The 23,659-nt window shown below is 64.3% G+C and carries 21 protein-coding genes; 10 read left to right on the forward strand and 11 right to left on the reverse strand.

The window, feature by feature from the left end; translation table 11 throughout:
- Positions 1-67: 67 nt before the first annotated feature.
- A complete protein-coding gene (gene phaZ / locus AXZ77_RS12030; protein ID WP_098411323.1) occupies positions 68-1,378 on the reverse strand; it encodes a polyhydroxyalkanoate depolymerase in 1,311 nt (436 codons plus the stop codon).
- A 110-nt stretch (positions 1,379-1,488) separates the two neighbouring features.
- Here phaZ and phaC point away from each other — a divergent pair, with 110 nt between their 5' ends.
- From phaC to AXZ77_RS12055, 5 genes are all read left to right on the forward strand, one after another.
- Positions 1,489-3,300 carry a class I poly(R)-hydroxyalkanoic acid synthase gene (gene phaC, locus AXZ77_RS12035; protein ID WP_098411324.1) on the forward strand — a complete coding sequence of 604 codons (1,812 nt, stop codon included), beginning with the start codon at positions 1,489-1,491 and terminating at the stop codon, positions 3,298-3,300.
- Positions 3,301-3,424: 124 nt separating this feature from the next.
- Positions 3,425-3,874, forward strand: coding sequence for a phasin, PhaP (locus tag AXZ77_RS12040; RefSeq protein WP_078542726.1), 450 nt, complete (start codon positions 3,425-3,427; stop codon positions 3,872-3,874).
- 150 nt (positions 3,875-4,024) lie between these two features.
- Entirely contained in the window at positions 4,025-4,573 is a 549-nt protein-coding gene (gene phaR / locus AXZ77_RS12045; RefSeq protein WP_098411325.1) for a polyhydroxyalkanoate synthesis repressor PhaR, read from the forward strand.
- A 342-nt stretch (positions 4,574-4,915) separates the two neighbouring features.
- A complete protein-coding gene (thrS, locus tag AXZ77_RS12050; RefSeq protein WP_098411326.1) occupies positions 4,916-6,865 on the forward strand; it encodes a threonine--tRNA ligase in 1,950 nt (649 codons plus the stop codon).
- Positions 6,866-7,093: 228 nt separating this feature from the next.
- Positions 7,094-7,300, forward strand: coding sequence for a cold-shock protein (locus tag AXZ77_RS12055; RefSeq protein ID WP_075775516.1), 207 nt, complete (start codon positions 7,094-7,096; stop codon positions 7,298-7,300).
- A 91-nt stretch (positions 7,301-7,391) separates the two neighbouring features.
- Here the strand turns inward: AXZ77_RS12055 and AXZ77_RS12060 are convergent, their stop codons facing one another.
- The 5 genes from AXZ77_RS12060 to proS form a co-directional block, all read right to left on the reverse strand.
- Positions 7,392-7,715: an arsenate reductase family protein gene (locus AXZ77_RS12060; RefSeq protein ID WP_098411327.1), complete on the reverse strand. Its 324-nt coding sequence runs from the start codon at positions 7,713-7,715 to the stop codon at positions 7,392-7,394.
- Positions 7,712-8,395, reverse strand: a complete 684-nt coding sequence (locus AXZ77_RS12065) for an ABC transporter ATP-binding protein (RefSeq protein ID WP_078606113.1) — start codon at positions 8,393-8,395, stop codon at positions 7,712-7,714. Before AXZ77_RS12065 ends, AXZ77_RS12060 begins: the two co-directional genes overlap by 4 nt.
- On the reverse strand, positions 8,388-9,680 hold the full coding sequence (locus tag AXZ77_RS12070) for a lipoprotein-releasing ABC transporter permease subunit (protein WP_098412535.1): 1,293 nt from the start codon (positions 9,678-9,680) through the stop codon (positions 8,388-8,390). The genes AXZ77_RS12065 and AXZ77_RS12070 overlap by 8 nt, the downstream gene beginning before the upstream one ends.
- A 146-nt stretch (positions 9,681-9,826) precedes the next feature.
- The gene (locus AXZ77_RS12075; protein ID WP_098411328.1) at positions 9,827-10,351 is read right to left on the reverse strand and encodes a hypothetical protein; all 525 of its coding nucleotides are present in this window, start codon (positions 10,349-10,351) and stop codon (positions 9,827-9,829) included.
- Positions 10,338-11,675 (reverse strand): proline--tRNA ligase, encoded by a 1,338-nt coding sequence (gene proS / locus AXZ77_RS12080; protein WP_098411329.1) that lies wholly within the window; start codon positions 11,673-11,675, stop codon positions 10,338-10,340. The genes AXZ77_RS12075 and proS overlap by 14 nt, the downstream gene beginning before the upstream one ends.
- A gap of 237 nt (positions 11,676-11,912) precedes the next feature.
- Here proS and AXZ77_RS12085 point away from each other — a divergent pair, with 237 nt between their 5' ends.
- Genes AXZ77_RS12085 through AXZ77_RS12100 form a run of 4 tightly spaced genes read left to right on the forward strand, consistent with a single transcriptional unit; the run spans position 11,913 to position 17,538 of the window.
- Positions 11,913-13,055: an AI-2E family transporter gene (locus AXZ77_RS12085; protein ID WP_098411330.1), complete on the forward strand. Its 1,143-nt coding sequence runs from the start codon at positions 11,913-11,915 to the stop codon at positions 13,053-13,055.
- Between the two features lie 2 nt (positions 13,056-13,057).
- Positions 13,058-13,732: a DnaA/Hda family protein gene (locus AXZ77_RS12090; protein ID WP_098411331.1), complete on the forward strand. Its 675-nt coding sequence runs from the start codon at positions 13,058-13,060 to the stop codon at positions 13,730-13,732.
- A 50-nt stretch (positions 13,733-13,782) separates the two neighbouring features.
- Positions 13,783-15,948 carry an RNA degradosome polyphosphate kinase gene (locus tag AXZ77_RS12095; RefSeq protein ID WP_098411332.1) on the forward strand — a complete coding sequence of 722 codons (2,166 nt, stop codon included), beginning with the start codon at positions 13,783-13,785 and terminating at the stop codon, positions 15,946-15,948.
- A gap of 39 nt (positions 15,949-15,987) precedes the next feature.
- The gene (locus AXZ77_RS12100) at positions 15,988-17,538 is read left to right on the forward strand and encodes a Ppx/GppA family phosphatase (protein WP_098411333.1); all 1,551 of its coding nucleotides are present in this window, start codon (positions 15,988-15,990) and stop codon (positions 17,536-17,538) included.
- Here AXZ77_RS12100 and AXZ77_RS12105 read toward each other — a convergent pair.
- The 5 genes from AXZ77_RS12105 to AXZ77_RS12125 all read right to left on the reverse strand — a co-directional run bounded on the left by AXZ77_RS12105 (position 17,535) and on the right by AXZ77_RS12125 (position 22,959).
- Positions 17,535-17,951 (reverse strand): AAA+ family ATPase, encoded by a 417-nt coding sequence (locus AXZ77_RS12105; RefSeq protein ID WP_255266487.1) that lies wholly within the window; start codon positions 17,949-17,951, stop codon positions 17,535-17,537. The two genes, AXZ77_RS12100 and AXZ77_RS12105, sit on opposite strands and share 4 nt — an antisense overlap.
- 46 nt (positions 17,952-17,997) lie before the next feature.
- The gene (locus tag AXZ77_RS12110; protein ID WP_098411334.1) at positions 17,998-19,005 is read right to left on the reverse strand and encodes an endonuclease/exonuclease/phosphatase family protein; all 1,008 of its coding nucleotides are present in this window, start codon (positions 19,003-19,005) and stop codon (positions 17,998-18,000) included.
- Positions 19,005-19,691 (reverse strand): TerB family tellurite resistance protein, encoded by a 687-nt coding sequence (locus tag AXZ77_RS12115; protein ID WP_098412536.1) that lies wholly within the window; start codon positions 19,689-19,691, stop codon positions 19,005-19,007. The genes AXZ77_RS12110 and AXZ77_RS12115 overlap by 1 nt, the downstream gene beginning before the upstream one ends.
- 237 nt (positions 19,692-19,928) lie before the next feature.
- Positions 19,929-22,058 carry a methylmalonyl-CoA mutase gene (scpA, locus tag AXZ77_RS12120; RefSeq protein WP_098411335.1) on the reverse strand — a complete coding sequence of 710 codons (2,130 nt, stop codon included), beginning with the start codon at positions 22,056-22,058 and terminating at the stop codon, positions 19,929-19,931.
- On the reverse strand, positions 22,030-22,959 hold the full coding sequence (locus AXZ77_RS12125; protein WP_098411336.1) for a hypothetical protein: 930 nt from the start codon (positions 22,957-22,959) through the stop codon (positions 22,030-22,032). Before AXZ77_RS12125 ends, scpA begins: the two co-directional genes overlap by 29 nt.
- A 178-nt stretch (positions 22,960-23,137) precedes the next feature.
- On the opposite strand from AXZ77_RS12125, the gene AXZ77_RS12130 reads away from it, so the two are divergent.
- The gene (locus AXZ77_RS12130; protein ID WP_098411337.1) at positions 23,138-23,614 is read left to right on the forward strand and encodes a DUF4174 domain-containing protein; all 477 of its coding nucleotides are present in this window, start codon (positions 23,138-23,140) and stop codon (positions 23,612-23,614) included.
- Positions 23,615-23,659 lie beyond the last annotated feature (45 nt).

Raw genomic sequence — 23,659 nt, forward strand, 5'->3', positions numbered from 1 at the left:
CGAAGTCGCGAATAAAAAAGCGCTGCCGAAGCAGCGCTTTTCTAAAACTCTCGCGAAGGTCGAAGTCTCACCCCGCCTCGGCCGTCTTCACCGGCTTCTTGCGGATCGGCGTGACCGTCGCGGGCTTGCCCTTCCCGGGCGCGGGGTTATCCGCGTTCTCATCGATGAAATCGAGCACCAGCGGGCGGATGTTGTTGCGCCAGCTGGAGCCTGCGAAGATGCCGTAATGGCCTGCGCCGGGCTCGAGATGTTGCTGCTTCATCGAATCCGGCACGCCCGAGCACAGATCGAGCGCGGCGACGCATTGGCCGGGGGCGGAGATATCGTCCTTCTCGCCCTCCACGGTCTTCACCGCGACCTTGGTGATCTTCGAGATATCGACCATCTTGCCCGCGACTTCGAAGCGGTTCTGGGCGATCTCGAGCCCCTTGAAGATGCGCTCGACGGTGGAGAGGTAGAACTCCGCCGTCATATCCATCACCGCGAGATACTCGTCATAGAAGCGGTAATGCTTGTCATGCTCGGAGCCTTCGCCCTGCGCCTCGCTCCAGATCTTCTCCTGGAAGGCCTGCGCGTGCTTGTCCATGTTCATCGAGATGAACGAGGCGAGCTGCATCAGGCCCGGATAGACCAGACGGCCCGCGCCCTTGTATTTGAAGCCGACGCGCTGGATCACCATCTGCTCGAGCTGGCCCATCGTGACGCGGCGCCCGAAATCGGTGACCTCGGTGGCCTGCGCGTCGGGGTCGATCGGACCGCCGATCAGGGTCAGCGTGCGCGGCTGCGCGGCCGGGTCTTCCTCGGCCAGATAGGCGGTCGCGGCCAGCGCGAGCGGTGCCGGCTGACACACGGCGATCACGTTGCAGTCAGGGCCCATCTTCTTCATGAAATCGACAAGATAGAGGGTATAATCCTCGATATCGAACTTGCCTTCGGACACGGGGATGTCGCGCGCATTATGCCAATCGGTCACCCACACATCCGCATCGGGCAGCAGCGAGGCCACGGTCGAGCGCAGCAGCGTCGCGTAATGGCCCGACATCGGCGCCACCAGCAGGATGCGCCGCTCCATCGGCTCGCGACCGTGGACGTTGAAATGCACGAGGCTGCCGAAGGGCTTGTCGAGCACGGTCTCGACCTCGACGAGGTGATCGCGCCCGTCTTCGGCTGCGATCGAATGGATGCCCCAGTCGGGCTTGATCACCATCCGTGCGAACGAGCGCTCCGTCACGCGGCCCCAGGCCGACATGATCTTGAACATCGGATGCGGGGCGAGACCCCAGACCGGGTAGGAGGCCATGGCGCGCGCCGAGGCGCCCATCCACTCGTTCGTGTTCCTGAAGGTCTCCATCAGGTCGTAGGACATGATCGTTTTCATATGCAACTCCTCGGGGCGGGCCACGCACTCACTCGGCAATGGAAACGCCGCTTTACCCCAAGACTGCGGCGATATTATGCTGGTGCAGAGGATAGGGAGGAATATCATTTATGACAACCGAGGAGACGGACAAAATTGCTGCATCGCAGAAGATGCAAGACAATCTGGCGCGCATCGAAGAACTGACCGAGCGCATGGTCGACGCGATCGCCCATAAGCGACCGATGAATCCGGCCCTCGAAGGCCCCGGCGCCGATCTCTACATGACGTCCTCCGCCGCCATGATGAATGAGTGGCTCGAAAAACCCTCGAAAATCCTCGAAGCCCAGGTGAATTACTGGGGTCAGGCGATGAAGCATTACCTCGAAGCGCAGGAGGCGCTCGCCAAGGGCGCGTTCCGCCCGCCCGAGGACCCCGGCCCGTCCGACCCGCGCTTCGCCAATCCTCTCTGGGACAGCCACCCCTATTTCAACTACATCAAACAGCAGTATCTGATCGCGGCCAAAGGCGTGAAAGAGGCGGTCGACAAGCTCGACGATCTCGACCCGGTGGACCGTCAGCGACTGAACTACTTCTCGCGCCAGATCATCGACCTGATGGCGCCCACGAATTTCCTCGCCACCAACCCCGACGCGCTGGAGAAGGCGATCGAGACCGAGGGCGAGAGCCTCGTGAAAGGGCTCGAGAACCTCGTGCGCGACATCGAGGCGAACCGCGGCGATCTTCTGGTGACGCTGGCCGACAAGGACGCCTTCACCGTGGGCGAGAATATCGGCACGGCCGAGGGCGCGGTGGTCTATCGCAACCGCCTGTTCGAGCTGATCCAGTACACGCCGACCACCGAAAAGGTTCACAAGACCCCGCTGGTGATCTTCCCGCCCTGGATCAACCGCTTCTACATCATGGACCTGAAGCCGCAGAATTCGCTGATCCGCTGGATCGTCGATCAGGGCTTCACGCTCTTCGTGGTGAGCTGGAAGAACCCCGATCAGAGCTATGCCGATGTCGGCATGGATGACTATGTGCAGGAGGGCTACCTGACCGCGATCGACGAGGTGAAGAAGATCACCGGCGAGAAGAAGGTCAACGCGGTGGGCTACTGCATCGCGGGCACCACGCTCTCGCTGACACTGGGCCTTCTGAACAAGCGCAAGGACAAGTCGATCAACTCGGCCACCTTCTTCACCACGCTCACCGATTTCTCGGATCAGGGCGAATTCGCGGTCTTCCTGCAGGACGATTTCGTCGACGGGATCGAGCGGCAATGCAAGGCCGACGGGGTGCTCGACAGCTACTTCATGTCGCGCACCTTCTCCTATCTGCGCTCGAACGACCTGATCTATCGGCCCGCGATCCGCAGCTACATGATGGGGGAATCCCCGCCCGCCTTCGACCTGCTGTTCTGGAACGGCGACTCGACGAACCTGCCGGGCAAGATGGCGGTCGAGTATCTGCGCGGGCTCTGCCAGAAGGACCGCTTCGCGCGCGACGGCTTCGAGGTGCTGGGCGAGACGGTCAAGGTCTCGGACGTGAATGTGCCGCTTATGGCGATCGCCTGCGAGACCGACCACATCGCGCCCTGGGTCGCCTCGTTCAACGGGGTCGCGAAGATGGGATCGAAGGACAAAACCTTCATCCTGTCGCAATCGGGCCATATCGCCGGGATCGTGAACCCGCCCAGCAAGAAAAAATACGGCCATTACACCTCCGAAGCTCCGATCGCGAATCCCGACGAATGGCGCGCGCAGGCGGAATTCCACGAGGGAAGCTGGTGGCCGCGCTGGGGCGAATGGCTGGCCAAGAAGTCCGGCGCGATGGTGCCCGCACGCCAGCCCGGCGATGCAGATCACCCGGTTTTGGCTGATGCGCCCGGCACTTATGTCAAAGAGATAGTTAAGATAAAACTTTCCCGCTTGGGTTGAAAATTTCTGCAGCGCAGCAATTCTTCTCTTGAAATGCTGCGCCGCAGCATGTATATACGTTGCGTAACCCAAAGGGCCCCGCCAACGTTCCAGACCACGGGCCCCAACCCAACGGAGCACTCACATGGCTAAGACCCAAGACTACACCAAGATCATGCAGGACATGATGGCATCCTTCCCCGTCGACACCTCGAAATTCCAAGACGCTTTCAAATCGCAAGCGGCTCTGGGCGAGAAGATGTCGCAGGTGGCGCTTGAAGCTGCCGGCAAGTCGACCGAAATCTCGACCAAATGGACCAAGGGCACCATCGACAAGATGGGCGACCTGACCAAGACCAAGGAAGAGCCCGCCGATTACGCCAAGGCGATGAGCGACTTCGCATCGGCTTCGGCCGAGATGGCTGCCGAAAACATGGCCGCTTTCGCTGAAATCGCGAAAAAGGTTCAGATGGACACCGTCGAGCTGATGATGGCCGCTGGCAAGGACATGTCGGAAGAAGCCTCCGCAAACGTCAAGAAGGCGACCGCCGACATGACCGCTGCGACGAAGAAAGCCACCGCGGCTGCGAAGTAAGAATTCACCGCGGGCACCGGCTTCCTCCTCCCAGTCGGCCCCGCGTATCTCGGGCGCGCCCTCGTGGCGCGCCCTTTTTCTTTTATTGCTTTTGGCAGCGCGGCGTCACACAATCGCTGCACAAGCACAATCCGGGGAGGATCGCATCACATGGCCGAAGACGAAAAGCCCTTGCTGATCAAGCGTTACGCCAGCCGCCGTCTCTACAACACCGAGACCAGCGATTACGTGACGCTCGAAGACATCGCGAAATTCATCCGCGACGGGCGCGAGGTGCAGATTGTCGATCTGAAATCGGGCGACGACCTGACGCGGCAATATCTTCTGCAGATCGTGGCCGAGCACGAAAGCCGCGGCGAGAATGTCCTGCCGGTCGATGTGCTGACCGATCTGGTGCGCTCCTATACGGGGGCGGCGCAATCGGTGGTGCCGCAATTCCTCGCAGCCAGCTTCGAGATGCTGCGCGAGGGGCACTCGCAGATGCTCGAGAATATGAACAAGATGCCGAATCCCATGTCCTCCATGCCGGGCTTCGAGGCGCTGCAGGCGCAGCAACAGGCCTTCTTGCAGAACATGATGGCCGGCTGGGGCACGGCAGGCTCGTCCGGCCCCGCGCCCGAGAGCGGCGATGATCGCGGCGAGTTGGACTCGATCAAGAAACAGCTCGCCGATCTGCAGAGCAAGCTCAACAAGATGTAAGCGAGAGGCGCCCGAGCGGCGCCTTTTTCTTGGCCCATAGCCAAGGGGGCGCTGCCCCCTCGGTGCTGCGCACCTCACCCCCGGGATATTTTGACCAAAACGAAGGGGCAGCCGCCTCTGGTCTTCGCCTTGGCCGAAATATCCCGGGGGAGCGCGTCAGCGCGGGGGCAGCGCCCCCTCCTGCGTTTTGTCGCCCTCCGGCGACGGGGGCAGCCCCCCCCCTGCGACATCTCCCCCTGCCCCGCCCCATTGACAGCCGCGCGCGAGCCGCGCAAAAGGCTCGGGAACCATATATCCCGCAACCGGGCGTTCCGTGGGCGCCAAACCGACGAGGAGGACGACATGTCCCAGATCTCCCTCACCTTTCCCGATGGCAATTCGCGCGACTACGACGCGGGCGTGACGCCGGCCGAAGTGGCCGCCTCGATCGCACCATCGCTGGCGAAGAAAGCGATCTCCGCGCAAGTGAATGACGCGCATTGGGATCTGCAATGGCCGATCCAGGAAGACGCGCAGATCGCCATCAACACGATGCAGGATGACGGCCCCGCGCTGGAGCTGATCCGCCACGACCTCGCCCATATCATGGCCCGCGCCGTGCAGGAGCTCTATCCCGGCGTGAAGGTCACGATCGGCCCGGTCCGCGACAATGGCTGGTTCTACGACTTCGACCGCGAAGAGCCCTTCACGCCCGAAGACCTCGGCGCGATCGAGAAGAAGATGCGCGAGATCATCAACGCGCGCGACGCCATCAAGACCGAGGTCTGGAGCCGCAAACACGCGATCGACCACTATCTGACGACGAACGAGCCCTACAAGGTCGAGCTGATCAACCGGATCCCGCAAGGCGAGGACATCCGGATGTATTGGCACGGCAACTGGCAGGATCTCTGCCGCGGTCCGCACCTGCAGCATACCGGTCAGGTTCCGGCGGATGCGTTCAAGCTGACCCATGTCGCGGGCGCCTATTGGCTGGGCGATTCCAGCCGTCCGATGCTGCAGCGCATCTATGGCGTGGCCTTCAAAAACAAGAAGGACCTCAACGCCTGGGTCACGATGATGGAGGAGGCCGCCAAGCGCGACCACCGCAAGCTCGGCCGCGAGATGGATCTCTTCCACATGCAGGAAGAGGCGCCGGGCCAGATCTTCTGGCACCCGAACGGCTGGACCATCTACACCGCGCTGCAGGACTACATGCGCCGCAAGCAGCGCGCCGACGGCTATGTCGAGGTGAACACGCCGCAGGTGGTGAACCGCAAGCTCTGGGAAGCCTCGGGCCACTGGGAGAACTATCAGGAGAACATGTTCATCGTCGAAGTTGACGAGGATCATGCGCGCGAGAAGACGGTCAACGCGCTCAAGCCGATGAACTGCCCCTGCCACGTCCAGATCTTCAATCAGGGCGTCAAATCCTATCGCGACCTGCCCCTGCGCATGGCCGAGTTCGGCTCCTGCGCGCGCTACGAGCCCTCGGGCGCGCTGCACGGCATCATGCGCGTGCGCGGCTTCACGCAGGACGACGCGCATATCTTCTGCACCGAAGATCAAATCGAGGTGGAAACCGAGAAATTCATCAAGTTCCTCTCGGGGATCTATGACGATCTCGGCTTCACCGACTGGCGCATCAAGCTGTCGACGCGCCCGGAAAAGCGCATCGGTAGCGATGAGAGCTGGGATTACACCGAAGCCGCGCTCGGCAATGCCTGCAAGGCCGCCGGTTACGATTACGAGATCTTCGAAGGCGAAGGCGCGTTCTACGGGCCGAAGCTGGAATTCGTGCTCACCGACGCGATCGGGCGCGACTGGCAATGCGGCACGCTGCAGGTCGACACCAACCTGCCCGAGCGGTTGGATGCGGAATTCGTGGGCTCCGATGGCGAACGCCACCGCCCCGTGATGCTGCACCGTGCGGTGCTGGGCTCGTTCGAGCGTTTCATCGGCATGCTGATCGAGAACTTCGCGGGCAAGATGCCGCTCTGGCTCGCGCCGCGTCAGGTGGTCGTGGCCTCGATCGTCTCGGATGCCGACGACTACGTGCTGGAAGTGACCGAAAAGCTGCGCGCCGCCGGTATCCGCGCCGAGGCCGACACCCGCAACGAGAAGATCAACTACAAGGTCCGCGAGCACTCGCTCGGCAAGGTCCCCTACATCTTCGCGATCGGGATGAAAGAGGTCGAGGAGCGCACGGTTTCGGTCCGCAAACTCGGCGATACCCGCACCTCCACGGTGGCGATCGACGAGATCGTGGCGCAGCTGATCACCGAATCGACGCCGCCTGATTTGCGCGAATAATCGCCAATTCAACGGCCTATCGCGAATTTTCACAGACCTGTGAGGGGCTTACGCCCCTCATGGAATGTCATTGCATTTTCGCAATTCTCGGAGAGACTTGAATATGCGTGTGTTACAGACTTTCCTACCGCCTCGCTTCTGAAAAAGGCAGCCGGAAGACCCGAAAGAGACTGGCTGCACGGCCCGGACGCAATATCGCGCCGGGAGACTACGAAGGAGAAGACGGTAATGGCCACTGGCACCGTGAAATGGTTCAATTCCACCAAGGGTTACGGCTTCATCGCGCCCGACGAAGGCGGCAAGGACGTGTTCGTGCACATCTCTGCTGTCGAACGTGCGGGTCTCAAGGGGCTCGATGACAATCAGAAGATCCAATATGAGCTGCAGTCGGGTCGCGACGGCCGCTCCTCGGCATCGGATCTGGTCCTGCTCTGATCGGGTGATCGGACGGTAAGAATTTGAAACGGCGCGCATCGCAGGATGCGCGCCGTTTTTCTGTCTCAGCCTTCGGAGAGAGGCGCCCCTCTCAGAGCCATTCGGCCTGCGTGGCCTTCGCCCAGCCCAGCGTGAGCTTGTCACCCTCGCGGATCACCGGGCGCTTCATCAGCGCAGGGTGTTCGCCCAGCAGATCGGCGACAGGCTTTTCGCGCTCATCCTCGGGCAGGTTGCGCCACGTCGTGGAGGCGCGGTTGACGATCTTGTCGCCGAAGGCCGCCTCGAATTCCGCGACCTCGGCCCCCGTCAAAGGCTCGGCCCGCACGTCGCGGAACTGCACATCGCGCCCGGCCGCTTCCAGCGCTTTGCGCGCCTTGCGCACCGTGTCGCAGGTCGAAATCCCGTAAACGATCATATCCCCTCCTCCAGCGCGCCGTTATCCAGATGCAGCACACGGTCCATCTTGGCGGCGAGTTCCATGTTATGCGTCGCGATCAGCGCCGACAGGCCCGTCTCGCGCACCAGCCCCATCAGCACGTCGAACACCGTATCCGAGGTGGCGGGGTCGAGATTGCCGGTGGGCTCGTCGGCCAGCAACAGGCTCGGCCCGTTCGCGAGCGCCCGGCAGAACGCCACACGCTGCTGCTCGCCCCCCGATAGCGCCGAGGGGCGGTGATCCATCCGGCCCGCCATGCCGACGCGGCTCAGCAGGTCCTTGGCCCGCTCTTCCGCGGCCTTGCGGCTGACGCCATTGGCCAGCTGCGGCAGCACGATATTCTCGACCGCCGAGAACTCCGGCAGCAGGTGGTGAAACTGGTAGACGAAGCCCAGCTTCTCGCGCCGCGCGGCCGTGCGTTTGCCATCGCGCGCACCGGTCAGGTCTTCGCCGTCGATCAGAACCCGGCCGGAATCGGGCGTGTCCAGCAGCCCCGCGATATGCAGAAGCGTCGATTTCCCCGCCCCCGAGGGCGCGACCAGCGCCACGACCTGCCCTTTCGGAATGGTCAGATCGAGACCTTTGAGCACCGTGATCTCGTTCGGCTTGCCCCGGTTGTAGCACTTTTCCAACTGTTCGCAGATCAGCACGTCATTCATAGCGCAGCGCCTCCACCGGGTTCATGCGCGCAGCACGGCGCGCCGGGAAGATGGTCACGATGAAGCTCAGCGTCAGCGACAGCGCCACCGCCTTGGTCACGTCCCAGGGCTGCAATTTCGCGGGCAGATGATAGATGCCACGGATCGACGGATCCCAGGCATCGCCGCCATTGAGCCAGTTCACGAAGCCCATGACATGGTCGATATTCACCGAGAACAGCACCCCGATCCCCAGACCGGCCAGCGTCCCGATCACCCCGGTGAAAGCCCCGCACAGGAAGAAGACCCGCAGGATCGAGCCCTCGCTAAGCCCCATCGTGCGCAGGATGCCGATATCGCGGCCCTTGTTCTTCACCAGCATGATCAGCCCCGAGGTGATATTCATCGACGCGATCAGCACGAGGATCGAGAGGATGATGAACATCACGTTATCCTCGACCGAGAGCGCGCGCAGGAAGCTCGACGAGGCGTCCTTCCACGTCCACAAAAGCGTGCCCTTCCCGCTCGCATCCATGATCGCGGGCTCCCATTCGGCGATGCGCTCGGGATCGGCCACGTCGACGTCGATCTCATCCACCCCGCCCTCGCGGTTGAAGAAGCTCTGCGCCTCCTTGAAGGGCATATAAAGCCGGGTCTGGTCGATGTCATAACGCCCGGCCGAGAACACATACGAGATCTTATAGGCGTTCACGCGCGGGCTCGTGCCCGACGGCGTCTTGGCCCCGTTGGGCGAGATCACCTTGACCGTGTCGCCCACCGTCACGCCCAGATCGCGCGCCATCCCGATGCCGATCGCGATGCCTTCACCGTAATTGTCGATATCGCCCTGCGCGTCGTCGGAATGCGCGATATTGGGGATGTTCTTCAGATCCGACAGCGCCAACCCGTAGACATCCGCCACGTTGGAGCGGTCGCCGAAGCTGACCATCGCCTGACCGCGCACGGCCGGGGCCGCGCTGACCACACCGGGGATCGCCTTGATCCGCTCGGTGCGCGCGGCATAGTCGCGGATCAGCTTGGAATAGACCCCCGAACCCTCGGCCACTTCCATCGGCGCGGAATAGACCGTGATCTGCGGGTTCGAGCCGACGATGGTCGAAACGAACTCGGCGCGGAAGCCCGCGCGCACGGCAAGCGTCGCGATCAACGCGGCGACACCAAGCGCGATGCCGATCAGGGAAATCCATGTCATGACCGAGACGCCACCTTCGGCGCGGCGCGCGCGCAGGTAGCGCCACGCGATCATGAACTCGAAACGGGAAAACGGGGCAGTGCGTGCGGCCATCGGCTCCATCCACGAAAATTCGGCGCAAGCTGGCGCGGCGGGGTCGAAAGGTCAAGCCTGCGCCCGGTCATAGCGGCGAGAGCGCGCCTGTTTCGGCTTGGTCGAAATATCCCGGGGGAGCCCGGAACGGGCGGGGGCAGAGCCCCCTATTTACAGCCCAGCGTGCCGGGCACATCCGCCAGAAGCGGCGCCATGCCCTCGGCCAGATCGGCCGGGTAATCGGTCTGCACGGAGGCCAGCACCGCCCCACCCTCGCAATCGAGCCGCTCGGTCTTGCGCAGCGTCACCTTGCCGAACGAGTCCTTGGAGCGGATTGCGAACCCGTCCTCGGTCACGTCATCCGACAGCACCGTATCGCCATCGAGCAGGATCGTGTGCAGCAGTTGTTCATGTGCCACCGTGAGGTCGGCCCCCTGATCGACATGGGCGCGCAGCGCGACATGGGCGGTCTTGTGCGGGTCGATATCGGGGGCGGAGAACAGGATCCCACCCCCCGGCATCTCGTCCGACGTCCAGCCCTGCGGCACTTTCGCCGAGATGCCGAGCGTCTCGCTCGACCACGCCACGAGCCCTTGCCCGGCGCCCTGCCCCGTGCCTTCCGCCAAAGCGGGCCCGGCGAGCATGCCCGCCGCGACCGCGCTGGCGGCAAAGATCAGATCAAAGCCCTTCATAGATGCCCACGATCTTCTCGACCGCCTCTTCCGCCGGCATCTCCTCGCTCTCGCCGGTGCGGCGGCAGGTCAGTTCCACCTTGTTGGCCGCGATCCCGCGCGGGCCGACGGTGATGCGCCACGGCAGACCGATCAGGTCCATGGTGGCGAATTTCGCGCCTGCGCGCTCTTCGCGGTCGTCATAGAGCGGGTCGAGCCCGTGATCGAGGAACGCCCGGTAGAGCGCCTCGCAGGCACTGTCGCAGCTGACATCGCCCTGCTTGAGATTGACGATACCGACATGGAACGGCGTCACGCCCTCGGGCCAGATGATGCCCTTGTCGTCGTGGTTCGCCTCGATCAGCGCGCCGACGAGACGGCTCACGCCGATCCCGTGCGAGCCCATATGGACCGGAACCTTCGTGCCATCCGGGGTCTGGACACTCGCGCCCAGCGCCTCGGAATACTGCGTGCCGAAATAGAAGATCTGACCGACCTCGATGCCGCGCGCGACGCGGCGACGCTCTTCCGGGACCTCGTTGAAGGCCGCTTCGTCATGGGTCTCGTCGGTGCGGGCATAGCGCGAGGTGAACTCCTCCAGCACGCTCTGGCACTGCGCCACGTCGTCATAATCGATCTCGCGGTCGCCGAAGGTCAGATCGGTGATCTCGCTGTCGTAGAACACTTCCGACTCGCCCGTCTCGGCCAGCACGAGGAATTCATGCGTGTAATCGCCGCCGATCGGGCCGCTATCGGCGCGCATCGGGATCGCCTGCAGGCCCATGCGCTCATAGGTGCGCAGGTAGCTGACGAGGTGGCGGTTATAGGCGTGCAGCGCGTCTTCCTTCGACAGATCGAAGTTGTAGCCGTCCTTCATCAGGAATTCGCGGCCGCGCATCACGCCGAAGCGCGGACGGATCTCGTCGCGGAATTTCCACTGGATCTGATAGAGCGTCAGCGGCAGCTGCTTGTAGCTCGACACATGCGCGCGGAAGATATCGGTGACCATTTCCTCGGCGGTGGGCGAGTAGAGCATATCGCGCCCCTGCCGGTCGGTGATGCGCAGCATCTCCTCGCCATAGCCGTCATAGCGGCCCGACTCGCGCCACAGATCGGCCGATTGCAGCGTCGGCATCTGGATCGCGAGATGGCCGGCGCGCGCCTGCTCTTCATGCACGATCTGCTCGATCCGGCGCAGCACCTTGAAGCCCATCGGCAGCCAGGAATAGATCCCGGCCTGCTGCTGCTTGATCATACCCGCACGCAGCATCAGCCGATGCGAGGCGATCTGCGCCTCGGCGGGGGTTTCTTTCAGAACGGGAAGAAAATAGCGGGACAGGCGCATGAGCGGTCCTTCGAGGGTTGGTGTCAGACGTTGCGTTTGGCCTAGAGGAAACGGGGGCGTTGGGCAAGATGGTGGCGCAGGTCGCGGGTGTCGCCTATGTGGGGGCTCCGCCCCCGGCGCATCCGCGCCTCCCCCGGGATATTTCCGCCAAGAGGAAGGGGCGCGGGCGATCCTAGCCTTGATTTCCCACCGCATTTCGCCACGTTAGAGCGAACGCATCGCTGAAAAGGACCGCGCATGGCCCTGCCTGCCCGCCAGCAAGTCACCTATTGGTCCGTCGCCGCCTTGGTGCTGGTCCTGTCGCTGTGGTGGCTGGGCAATGTCATCCTGCCCTTCATCATGGGGGGCGCGATCGCCTATTTCCTCGACCCGCTGGCCGACCGGCTGGAGAAGCTGGGGCTGAGCCGCGCGGTCTCTACCGCGATCATCGGGCTGGCGACGGTGCTGATTTTCGTCATCCTCGCGCTCGCCGTGGTGCCGATGCTGGCGCGGCAGCTGGCGCAGTTGGTCGCCCTCGCGCCCGATCTTCTGGCCTCGTTGCAGACCTTCCTGAACGAGCGTTTCCCCAATCTCCTGCACAATTCGGTCGTGAATGACACGCTCAACACGCTCGGCACCGCGATCAAGGCGCGGGGCGGCGAACTGGCGGCGACCCTGCTAAGCTCGGCGATGACGCTGGTGAATGTGGTCGTCTTCATCGTCGTGGTGCCGGTCGTGGCCTTCTACATGCTGCTCGACTGGGACCGGATGGTCGCCAAGATCGACGGCTGGCTGCCGCGCGATCACGTCCACACGATCCGCACCATCGCGACCGATATCGACCGGGTGCTCTCGGGCTTCGTGCGCGGACAGGTCACGGTCTGCCTCGTGCTGGGCACCTTCTACGCGATCGCGCTGATGGCGGCGGGGCTCGATTTCGGGCTTCTGGTGGGCTCGGTCGCAGGCGCGCTGACCTTCATCCCCTATATCGGGGCGATCATCGGCGGCGCGCTCGCCATCGGCCTCGCGCTGTTCCAGTTCTGGGGCGAGTGGTTCAATATCGGCATCGTCGCGGGCATCTTCGTGCTCGGCCAGTTTCTCGAAGGCAATTTCGTCACCCCGAAACTCGTGGGCGATTCGGTCGGGCTGCATCCGCTCTGGCTGATCTTCGCGCTGTCCGCTTTCGGTACTTTGTTCGGTTTTGTTGGCATGTTGGTCGCCGTTCCCGTCGCTGCGGTGATCGGAGTGGTTGCGCGCTTCTTCATCGACCAATATCTGCAAGGGGCGCTTTACCGAGGGCAAACGGAGCGCGAGCCGACAGCCCATTCGCCGATCTCTCTCATCAACGAGGAGACCGGGGAAGTGACGGGCGCGACCGAGACGACCGAACACGAGAGCTGAGAATGGCCGAGCAGTTGACCTTCCCGCTGCACCTGCGTTCCGCGCAGGGGCGTGAAGACTTCTTCATCTCGCCAGCCAATGCGCTGGCGGTGACGACCCTCGATGCGCCCGAAACATGGCCGCTGGGCCGGATGATCCTGATCGGGCCGGAAGGCGCGGGCAAGACGCATCTCGCGACGATCTGGGCCGATGAACAGGGCGCCGACATCTTACCCGCGCGCGAGCTGACCGAAGAGATGGCCCCTGCCCTCGTCGCGAAAGGGGCCGCCGTGATCGAACGGGCCGAGAGGCTCGGCGCGGATGAGGCGGGCCAGCGCGCGCTGTTTCACCTGCACAATCTGATGCAGGCCGAGGGTGGGCGACTTTTGCTGACCGCGCGCACGCCGCCGCGCGACTGGGGGATGACCCTGCCCGATCTGATCAGCCGGATGGAGGCGACCGCGACGGTGCGGATCACGCCCCCCGATGACGCGCTGCTGGCGGCCGTTCTGGTGAAGCTGTTCTCGGACCGGCAACTGACCGTGCCGCCGAACCTGATCGGCTGGCTGGTCACGCGGATGGACCGCTCTCTCGCGACCGCGCGCAAACTGGTCGCGGCGCTCGATCGGCAGGCGCTCGCACAACGCCGTGCGATCACCCAAAGACTGGCGGCGGAGGTTCTGGACAGTCTCGACTGAGCCGCGCAAACTGTCACGGAGCCATTACAAAATCCAACGATAAGCGCGCCATGACCCAAGCAGATTTCCTCAAGACCCCCTTCCCCACGCCAATCGCGCTGCCCGAGTCGGAGATCAGCGGCCCGGGCCGGTTCTTCAACCGCGAACTGAGTTGGCTGGCCTTCAACTGGCGGGTGCTGGAAGAGTCGCGCAATCCGCGTGTGCCGCTGTTGGAGCGCGTGCGTTTCCTGTCGATCTCGGCCACCAATCTTGACGAATTCTACACCGTGCGCGTGGCGGGCCTGATGGAGCTTGTGCGCGAGAGCAACGTGAACGCCTCCGATGACGGGCTCACCCCGGCCGAGCAGCTGGAGAAGATCAACGCCAATGCCCGGCGGCTGATGGACACCCAGCAGGCGACGTGGTCGGCGCTCAAGCGCGAGATGGAGCGCGAGGGCATCCATGTCGTGAGCCGCTCGCGGCTGACCAAGCGCGATCTCGACTTCCTCTCGGATCACTTCCTCAACAACGTCTTCCCGGTGCTTTCGCCGCTGGCGATCGACCCCGCGCACCCGTTCCCCTTCATCCCGAATACCGGCTTCTGCCTCGCGCTGGAGCTGGAGCGCGAAAGCGATCAGCGCCGGTTGCAGGCGCTCTTGCCGATCCCCGCGCAGATCGACCGTTTCGTGCGCCTGCCGGGCGAGGCGCGGTTCCTGCCGCTCGAACAGCTTCTGATGCTGCATCTGAGCTCGCTCTTCCCGGGCTACAAGGATGTGGGCTCGTGCTCGTTCCGGGTGCTGCGCGACAGCGATCTGGAAGTCGAGGACGAGGCCGAAGACCTCGTGCGCGAGTTCGAGACCGCGCTGAAACGCCGCCGCCGCGGGCAGGTCATCCGCATGTCGGTCTCCCCCGGCGCGCCCGAGGACCTGCAGGCGCTGGTGATGCGCGAGCTGCATGTCGATCCCGAAGAGGTGGTCGAGGAAAAGGGCCTCGTGGGCATCGCCGATGTGAAGGAACTGATCCTCAGCGAACGCCCCGATCTGCTCTGGCCGCCCTTCATCCCGCGCGTGCCCGAACGCGTGCAGGACCACGAGGGCGACATGTTCGCCGCGATCAAGCAGAAGGACATTCTGCTGCACCACCCCTACGAGACCTTCGATCTGGTGGTGCGCTTCATCGATCAGGCGGCGAACGATCCCAACGTGCTGGCGATCAAGCAGACGCTCTATCGGACATCGAAAGACAGCCCCGTCGTCTCCTCGCTATGTGAGGCGGCGGAGAACGGCAAGTCCGTGACCGCTCTCGTGGAGCTGAAAGCCCGCTTCGACGAGGCCGCAAATATCCGCCAGTCGCGCCGTCTGGAGCGCGCGGGCGCCCATGTCGTCTATGGCTTCATCAACTACAAGACCCACGCCAAGATCTCGACCGTGGTGCGCCGCGAGGGCGATCAGCTGGTGACCTACACCCATTACGGCACCGGCAATTACCACCCGATCACCGCGAAGATTTACACCGATCTGAGCTTCTTCACCTGCGACGCGGCACTGGGGCGCGATGCCACCAAGGTCTTCAACTACCTCTCGGGCTATGTGCAGCCCGAGGGTCTTGAGAACCTCGCCATCTCGCCGATCACGCTGAAGCCCCGCCTGCTCGACCTGATCGACCGCGAGATCGAACACGCCAAGGCGGGCAAACCGGCGGCGATCTGGGCGAAGATGAATTCGCTGATCGAATCCGACGTGATCGACGCGCTCTACCGGGCGTCGCAGGCGGGGGTAAAAATCTCGCTCGTGATCCGCGGCATCTGCGGCATCCGCCCCGGCATCAAGGGCCTGTCCGAGAATATCCGGGTTAAATCCATCGTCGGGCGTTTCCTCGAGCATTCGCGCATCGTGTGCTTCGGCAATGGCCATGCCCTTCCGTCGAACGACGCGCGGGTGTTCTTCTCCTCCGCCGACTGGATGGGGCGCAACCTCAACCGCCGGGTCGAGACGCTCGTGGAGGCCAAGAACCCCACGGTGAAGGCGCAGATCGTCAGCCAGATCATGGCGGCGAACATGGCCGACGAGGCGCAGAGCTGGATTTTGCAGCCCGATGGAAAGTTCATCCGCCACCTGCCCGACGACCGCGAGGACCTGTTCTCCTGCCACCGGTTCTTCATGGAATACCCCTCGCTCTCGGGCCGGGGTTCCGCTGGGGCAAGCGACGTTCCCGAACTTGCCCATAGCTTCGACTAGCCCTAGCTTTGGGTGCGAACGACTCGAACGGACGGGCAGATGAGCAAAGACAAAGCGGCGCCGGCAGTTGATGACAGCGACGATTGGGATCCGTTCGGCCAGCCTCTCTTCGATGACCCGTCCGTACGCGCGCTCTCGCGCGTCGGCGTCGTCGATATCGGCTCCAACTCGATCCGGATGGTGGTCTTCGACGGCGCGGCGCGCAGCCCCGCCTATTTCTTCAACGAGAAGGTCATGGCGGGTCTCGGCCAAGGGCTGGCGGAGACCGGCAAGCTAAATCCCGAGGGGCGCGAACGCGGGCTGACCGCGCTGAAACGCTTCGCCGCGCTCGCCGAGGGGATGGAGATCGGCCCGCTCACCTGCGTCGCCACCGCCGCGATGCGCGACGCCGAGGACGGCCCGCAGTTCCACGCCAAGATCGAGAAAGAGACCGGCCTCAAGGTCCATATCGTCGACGGGCTGGAAGAGGCGCGCCTCTCGGCGCAAGGGGTCCTTCTGGGCTGGCCCGAGGCAGAGGGCCTCGTCTGCGATATCGGCGGCAACTCGATGGAATTGGCCGAGATCCGCGGCGGCAAGGTCTGGCGTCGCGCCACCTCACAGCTCGGCCCCTTCCGCCTGCAGCAGATCGCGGGCGGGAAGAAGGCGATCGCCGCGCATATTCAGGCGACGATCAAGGATCTGGCCGAGAAGGTCGGCACCGAACACGAACGCATCTACCTCGTCGGCGGCTCGTGGCGCGCCATCGCGCGGCTCGACATGGAGCGGCGCGACTATCCGCTGCTGGTGCAGCACGAATACCGGATGAAGCCCGACGAGCTGGGCGAGACGATCGAGTGGATCGGGAAATCCGACATGGAGAAGCTGCGCTCCAAGACCGGCACATCTGCCGCGCGGATGGAACTCGTCCCGCTGGCCAGCCAGGTGCTGCGCGAGTTGATCGCCACCTTCCAGCCCAAGGAGATCGACGTCTCCGCCTACGGCATCCGCGAAGGGCTCCTCTACGAGCAGATGCCCGAACGGCTGCGCCGCCGCGATCCGCTGGTGGAAGCCGCGCGTCATACCGAGCGCGTGATGAGCCGGATGCCCGGCTTCGGCAAGAAGCTCCACGCCTTCATCGAACCGATCTTCGGGCCGCTCCCGCCCGAGAAATTCCGCCTCGTGCGCGCGGCTTGTCTGCTGCATGACACGACATGGCGCACCCATCCCGATTACCGCGCCGAGGCCTGTTTCGAGAACGTCACCCGCGCGAACTATTCGGCCATGTCCCACCCCGAGCGGATCTGGCTCGGCGTGGCGCTCCTGCACCGCTACAAGAACTCGCGCAATGGCTCGCGGCTGGAGCCGTTCCTACCGCTGCTGACGGAAGAGCAGATTCAGGAGGCCGAGGTTCTGGGCAAGGCGATGCGCTTCGGCTCGATGTTCGCGACCCACAGCCCGGCCGATGCGGGCGAGCTGAAATATTCGGCCAAGAAGGGCGAGCTGGAACTGAAGCTGACCAAGCGCGGCAAGGCACTGATGGGCGAGGTCGCCGAGTCGCGCTTCCGCTCGCTCGCGAATGCGCTGAAGGCCGAGCCGATCATCACGGATTAGAGCTCGATCCCACCCTCCGGGATCTCGACCGGCCCACCTTGGTTCGGGTCGTCTTTCTGCGGCGCGTCTTCCGGCGGCTCGGTCATCAAAGGCGGCGGCGGCGGCGCGTCTGGGCTCCGCCGCATGATGATATCGCCATTGGGTAGCCGCTCGGGCGCCCCGTAATTCGCCATATCGTCGACTAGCGCGAGGAACTGGCGCAGCTTCGGCCCCAACTGGGCCGCGGCCTCCCCCAAGCCCTTCTGCATCTCGTCGAGCTGCGGCTTCATCTCGTCCATCAGCCCGCGAAACAGCGTCTGCGCCCCCTCCTGCAGCAGGGAGAACCCGCGATCGACATCGCCGCCCTCCTCCTGCGCGGAGACGGGCGTTGCCAGAAGGGCGAGCGACAAAGCGAGGGCAAGTGGCTGTTTCATACCCCCGATCCTACGCGCAAGCGGCGCGAAAATCACGCCCCCGAGATCACTCGATATCGACCGAGACGGGAAAATGGTCGGAGGCCTGCAAAAGCGCCTCGCGCAATTCGGGCACGCGGTAGATATGCGGGTCGTCGAACGGGTGCCAGATACGCCACTCCCGCGCCCGTGCCGCCAGATCGGGCGAGAGCATCACATAATCCAGCATGGCCGAAAAATACTGCTTCTGATCGACGAGGTAGAACCGCGCGGAACTCGGGGCTGCCGCCGTGTGATGGGCTTTCGACAGCCGCGCATGAGGATCGTGCAGCCGCTCCGCGTCCGGGCCGCCCTCGCCCGCGACGATCTCCACGCCCGAGCGCCCGAACAGCTTCTCGTATTCGTCGAGCCCGGGACCGTCGTTGAAATCGCCCAGCACGATCAGGCTATCGCCCGCCGCCAGATGCTCCTCCACGCGGCCCCGGATCCAGATCGACTGCGCCAATTGCTTGCGCCGGTTCTCTATCGCCATGCGGGTCGCCGTCTCCAGGCTCGTCGCGCCATGCGGGGCTTTCGACTTCACATGCACGCCGATCATCCGTATCACCTCCCTCGACCGCGTCCCCAGAGCCACCTCCAGAGGCGGCTTGGAAAAGCTGACCGTATCCATCCGCGCATCGATATCGAGGTCGATCCGCAGGCTGCCATCGAAGCGCGGCCACGCCTCCGAGCTTTGCGGATCATGCCGCGCCGTCACGACATCGGGGTCGTAGAGCAGCGCCAGTTCCTGCTGCGTATCGTTGGAAAAACCCAAGAGCGCGCGACGCTGGCGCAGCCCGAACCGCTCCGCGAAGCCTTCGAGCATATCCACCGTCTTGTGGCGATGATTGTCGTCGGGCGCCTCGACCACCAGAAGCACATCGGCCTCCAGCGCGCTCATCACGATCGCGATCGCGCCGGTCTGCTGGCTGCGCGTCACATTGTAGCGCGCCGACCATTCACTATCGTCGAGAAGCGCCCCGTTGCGGGCGAAAAGGCTGTTGAACCACTCGATATTCCAAGTGGCGATCCGCATCACGCCTCCGCATGGCTGGCGCGGATTTCCTCCCAGGCCTTGTTGAGCGCGATGACGCGCGCCTCGGAGAGCTGCACCGCTTCCTCAGGCAGACCACGGGCAATCGCCCGGTCGGGATGCGCCTCGCGCACCTTGTTGCGCCAGACCTTGCGCACCTGATCGAGCGGCGTGCCCGGCTCGACCTCCAGTACGGTCCACGGATCGGGATCGGCATCGTCGACGAAGGCCGACCGCATCGCACGGAAACAGCATTCCTCGAGCCCGAATATCCGCGCGACCTCCAGCAGGAAGGCATCCTCGCCCTCGTGGTAATCGCCATCGGCCAGCGCGATGAAGAACAGCCCTTCGAGAACGTCTTTCAGAACGTCCGCGCCGGGGCCGAACATATTGGCGATCTTGCGGGCATAGGCGTCGAAACCCGCCACATCGGTCCGCGCCATGTTGAAGACGCGCGCGGCATTGGCTTCCTCTTCCGGCGGGATCTGGAAAATCCGCCGGAACGCCGCCACCTCGTCGCGCGTGACCTGCCCATCGGCCTTCGCCATCTTCGCCCCGAGCGCAATCACCGCGATGGTGAAGGCAACCGAGCGTTCCGGCGGCTGGCGCAGGTTGTCGAAGACCGTCGACAGCGCCTCACCCCGCCCGAGAGCGGAGAGCGCCTGCGCGATACGCGACCAAAGGGAGATGGGCTTGTCCATGGTTCAAGTCTAGCCGCGCTGCGGCGGAAATGCACCCGCGCAAATCCGCCCTGTGATTAAATCGTTGTAATGTTTTGAAATGACTGGCGGCGCGCAGGGTTCCCCCGCGCGCCGCTCGAAAACCAAGCGAAGGCAGTACTTCGCTCTTGTCAAAATATCCCGGGGGGCGCGTCAGCGCGGGGGCAGCGCCCCCTCCTGCTTCGGCTCCTCCGGCGAACGGCTGCCTCAGGCCCGCGCCTGACGAACGATGTCGAGGATCTCGCGCGCGGCCAGCGGGATGTTCGTCCCCGGCCCGAAGATCGCCTTCACGCCCGCCTTCTTGAGGTAGTCGTAATCCTGCTGCGGGATCACGCCGCCGCAGATCACGATGATATCCTCGGCGCCCTTCTCCTTGAGCGCCTCGATCAGCTTCGGTGCCAGCGTCTTGTGACCCGCCGCCTGCGACGAAATCCCGACCACATGCACGTCGTTGTCGATCGCGTCCTGGGCTGCTTCTTCCGGCGTCTGGAACAGCGGGCCCACATCGACGTCGAAGCCGATATCGGCGAAGGCCGTCGCGATCACCTTGGCGCCGCGGTCGTGGCCGTCCTGACCCATCTTCACCACCAGCATCCGCGGGCGGCGGCCCTCTTCCTCGGCGAAGGTCTCGACATCCTTCTGGATCTGCGCGAAGCCCTCGTCGCCGTCATAGGCCGCGCCATAGACACCGGCGAGCGTCTTCACCTCGGCGCGGTGACGTCCGAACACCTTTTCCATCGCCATCGAAATTTCTCCCACAGAGGCTCGGGCGCGGGCAGCTTCCACTGCCGCCTCGAGCAGGTTGCCACCCTCGGAGGCGCGGCGCGTCAGTTCCGTCAGCGCCGCCTCGCAAGCCGCCTCGTCGCGGCTGGCTCGCATCTTCTCGAGTCGCGCGATCTGGTTGTCGCGCACCTTCGCATTGTCGATGTCGAGGATATCCAGCTCGTCCTCGGTCTCGCGGCGATACTTGTTCACCCCGACCACGACATCCTCGCCCCGGTCGATCAGCGCCTGACGCCGGGCGGCGGTCTCCTCGATGCGCAGCTTGGGCATGCCCGAGGCCACGGCCTTGGTCATGCCGCCCATCTCCTCGACCTCCTCGATCAGCTCCCAGGCCTTCTCGGCCAGTTCCGCCGTGAGGCTTTCGACGTAGTAGGAGCCCGCGAGCGGATCGACCACGTTGGTGATCCCGGTCTCTTCCTGCAAGATCAGCTGCGTGTTGCGCGCGATCCGGGCCGAGAACTCGGTGGGCAGCGCGATCGCCTCGTCCAGCGCGTTGGTGTGCAGCGACTGCGTGCCGCCAAGCGCCGCCGACATCGCCTCATAGGCGGTGCGGATCACGTTGTTATAGGGGTCCTGCTCGGCCAGCGAGACGCCCGAAGTCTGGCAGTGGGTGCGCAGCATCGAGCTTTGCGGCTTCTTCGGCTCGAACTCTTCCATGATCCGGCTCCACAGCAGGCGCGCCGCGCGCAGCTTGGCGGCCTCCATGAAGAAGTTCATCCCGATCGCGAAGAAGAAGCTCAGACGGCCCGCGAACTTGTCGACATCCATCCCCGCCTTGATCGCGGTGCGCACGTATTCGCGCCCGTCCGCCAGCGTGTAGGCCAGCTCCTGCACGAGGTTCGCACCCGCCTCCTGCATGTGGTAGCCCGAGATCGAGATCGAGTTGAAGCGCGGCATCTCGTTCGAGGTGTATTCGATGATATCCGCGATGATCCGCATCGAAGGCTCGGGCGGATAGATATAGGTGTTGCGGACCATGAACTCCTTGAGGATGTCGTTCTGAATCGTGCCCGACAGAACGCTGCGGTCATGGCCCTGCTCTTCGCCGGTCACGATGAAATTCGCGAGGATCGGGATCACCGCGCCATTCATCGTCATCGAGACCGAAATCTGATCGAGCGGGATACCGTCGAAGAGAATCTTCATATCCTCGACGCTATCGATCGCCACGCCCGCCTTGCCGACATCGCCGACAACGCGCGGGTGATCGGAGTCATAGCCGCGGTGGGTGGCGAGGTCGAAGGCCACCGACACGCCCTGCTGACCGGCGGCGAGCGCCTTGCGGTAGAAGGCGTTCGACTCCTCGGCGGTCGAGAAACCCGCATATTGCCGGATCGTCCACGGACGGCCCGCATACATCGTGGCGCGCGGCCCACGCGTGAAGGGCGAAAGGCCCGGCATGGTGCCCAGATGGTCGAGCCCCTCCACGTCCTCTTCGGTGTAAAGCGGCTTGACCGCGATCCCTTCGAGCGTGTTCCAGGTCAGGTCGTCGAACGGCCTGCCACGCAGTTCCTTCTCGGCGAGCTTACGCCAGTCCTCTTTCTTGTCCGTCATGGCCAAATCCTTCTTCCACTGTCGCCGCGGCGGGTGTCTTCCCCGCATCTTCGGCCGTCATTTCCACGAAATTCAGTCCCGGCGGCGCGCAGCGCAACCAGGTCAGATCCTCCAGATAGCGGGCGGTCATCTGCGCGCGCTGCGCCTGATCGAAAGGCATCCAGCGCCCCGGCCCGGCCGCGACGTGGTGCCCGGCGCGCAGCAGGCCCTCGCGCAGCGCCCCGCGCCCCGGGGCCGCGTTGCGCTGCCTGCGGGCATCGAACAGCCCGGCAGGCAGGCCTTCGCCCGGCACAAGCGCCTGAAGCTGCGCCTGCGGCGCCGCCCCCAGCGCCTCATGGCTCCACACCGTGACGGGCGCCCCAAGCGCGGTCTGCGCCTGCGCGATCACCTCCGGCCAACCGCGCGGATGATCGGCAAGCCGCGCGAGCCCGCGCGCATCGGGCAGGCTAGCGCCCCGCCCCGCCATCACCGACAGAACCGAGGACCACCACATATCATAGCGCCGCATCGACAGTGCCACGCCGCCCAGATGCGTGCCCAGCACCTGCCGCGCGCGCTCCAGCCGTCCTGCCGCATCCGGATAGAGCGTCAGCATATCCACGCAATGCGGCATCGCGCCCAGCAGGTTCTCCTCCGAGATCACCAGATGGCGCATCCCCTGATCGGCGAGCCGGTCCAACTCGAACGCCAGCGCGGTTCGCAGCCGCGACAGCGCCGTCCCATCCTCCGGCGTCACCAGATCGGGGCGCTTCACCAGCCCCGAGAACAGCCCCGCCCGCGTCCGGTCCGGCCCCCAATAGGCGATCCCGCTCGCGGCCAGCGCGTCGGCGTTTTGCAGCATCCACGCCTGAAACGTCGTCGTCGCGGTGCGATGCGCCCCGATATGCAAAATGACATCCATGCCCGGCCCCCACGGCCCCGGGTCCAAGCGGCACCCCGCCGCAGCCCCGAAAACCCGGCGCCAGTCTGCACCGCGATTCCTTGCGGCGCGCTTAAAGACCGCATTTCGCGAAAATTCGCACGGTCCGGCATGGTGCGAGGGAGCTCGCGCGCATATATCAGGAACGAGAGAGGAGCCCATGACCCGTCTATTATCCCTTGGACTCGCTGCATTTCTTGCGCTGACGCCCTTTGCGGTCGCAGCCCAGGACAGCACCGTCGATCTCGCCGTGGCAGAGCCCGAGGTCACGCCCCCCTTCGCACCGGTCGATGGGGCGGATGCGGATCTGGACGCGTTCGTCTGGCAGAAACGGCCCATCGTCGTCTTCGCCGACAGCCCGCTCGACCCGGCCTTCAAGGAGCAGATCCGGTATCTGAAGGACCATTGGGCGGAACTGGCCCGGCGCGACGTCGTCGTCATCACCGACACCACGCCCGATCCGGCCAGCGACGTGCGGCGCACGCTGCGCCCGCGCGGGTTTTCCCTCGTCATCATCGCCAAGGACGGCACGGTGAACCTGCGCAAGCCCGCCCCGTGGGACGCGCGCGAGATCGTCCGCTCGATCGACAAGATGCCGATCCGGCGCGACGAGATCCGCGAAGAGCGCGGCTTCTGACCACATCCCCGCACACCACCGCGCGCCAATAGATCGCGCCCCGCC

It is taken from the genome of Thioclava sp. ES.031 (assembly GCF_002563775.1).
Lineage (GTDB): Bacteria > Pseudomonadota > Alphaproteobacteria > Rhodobacterales > Rhodobacteraceae > Thioclava.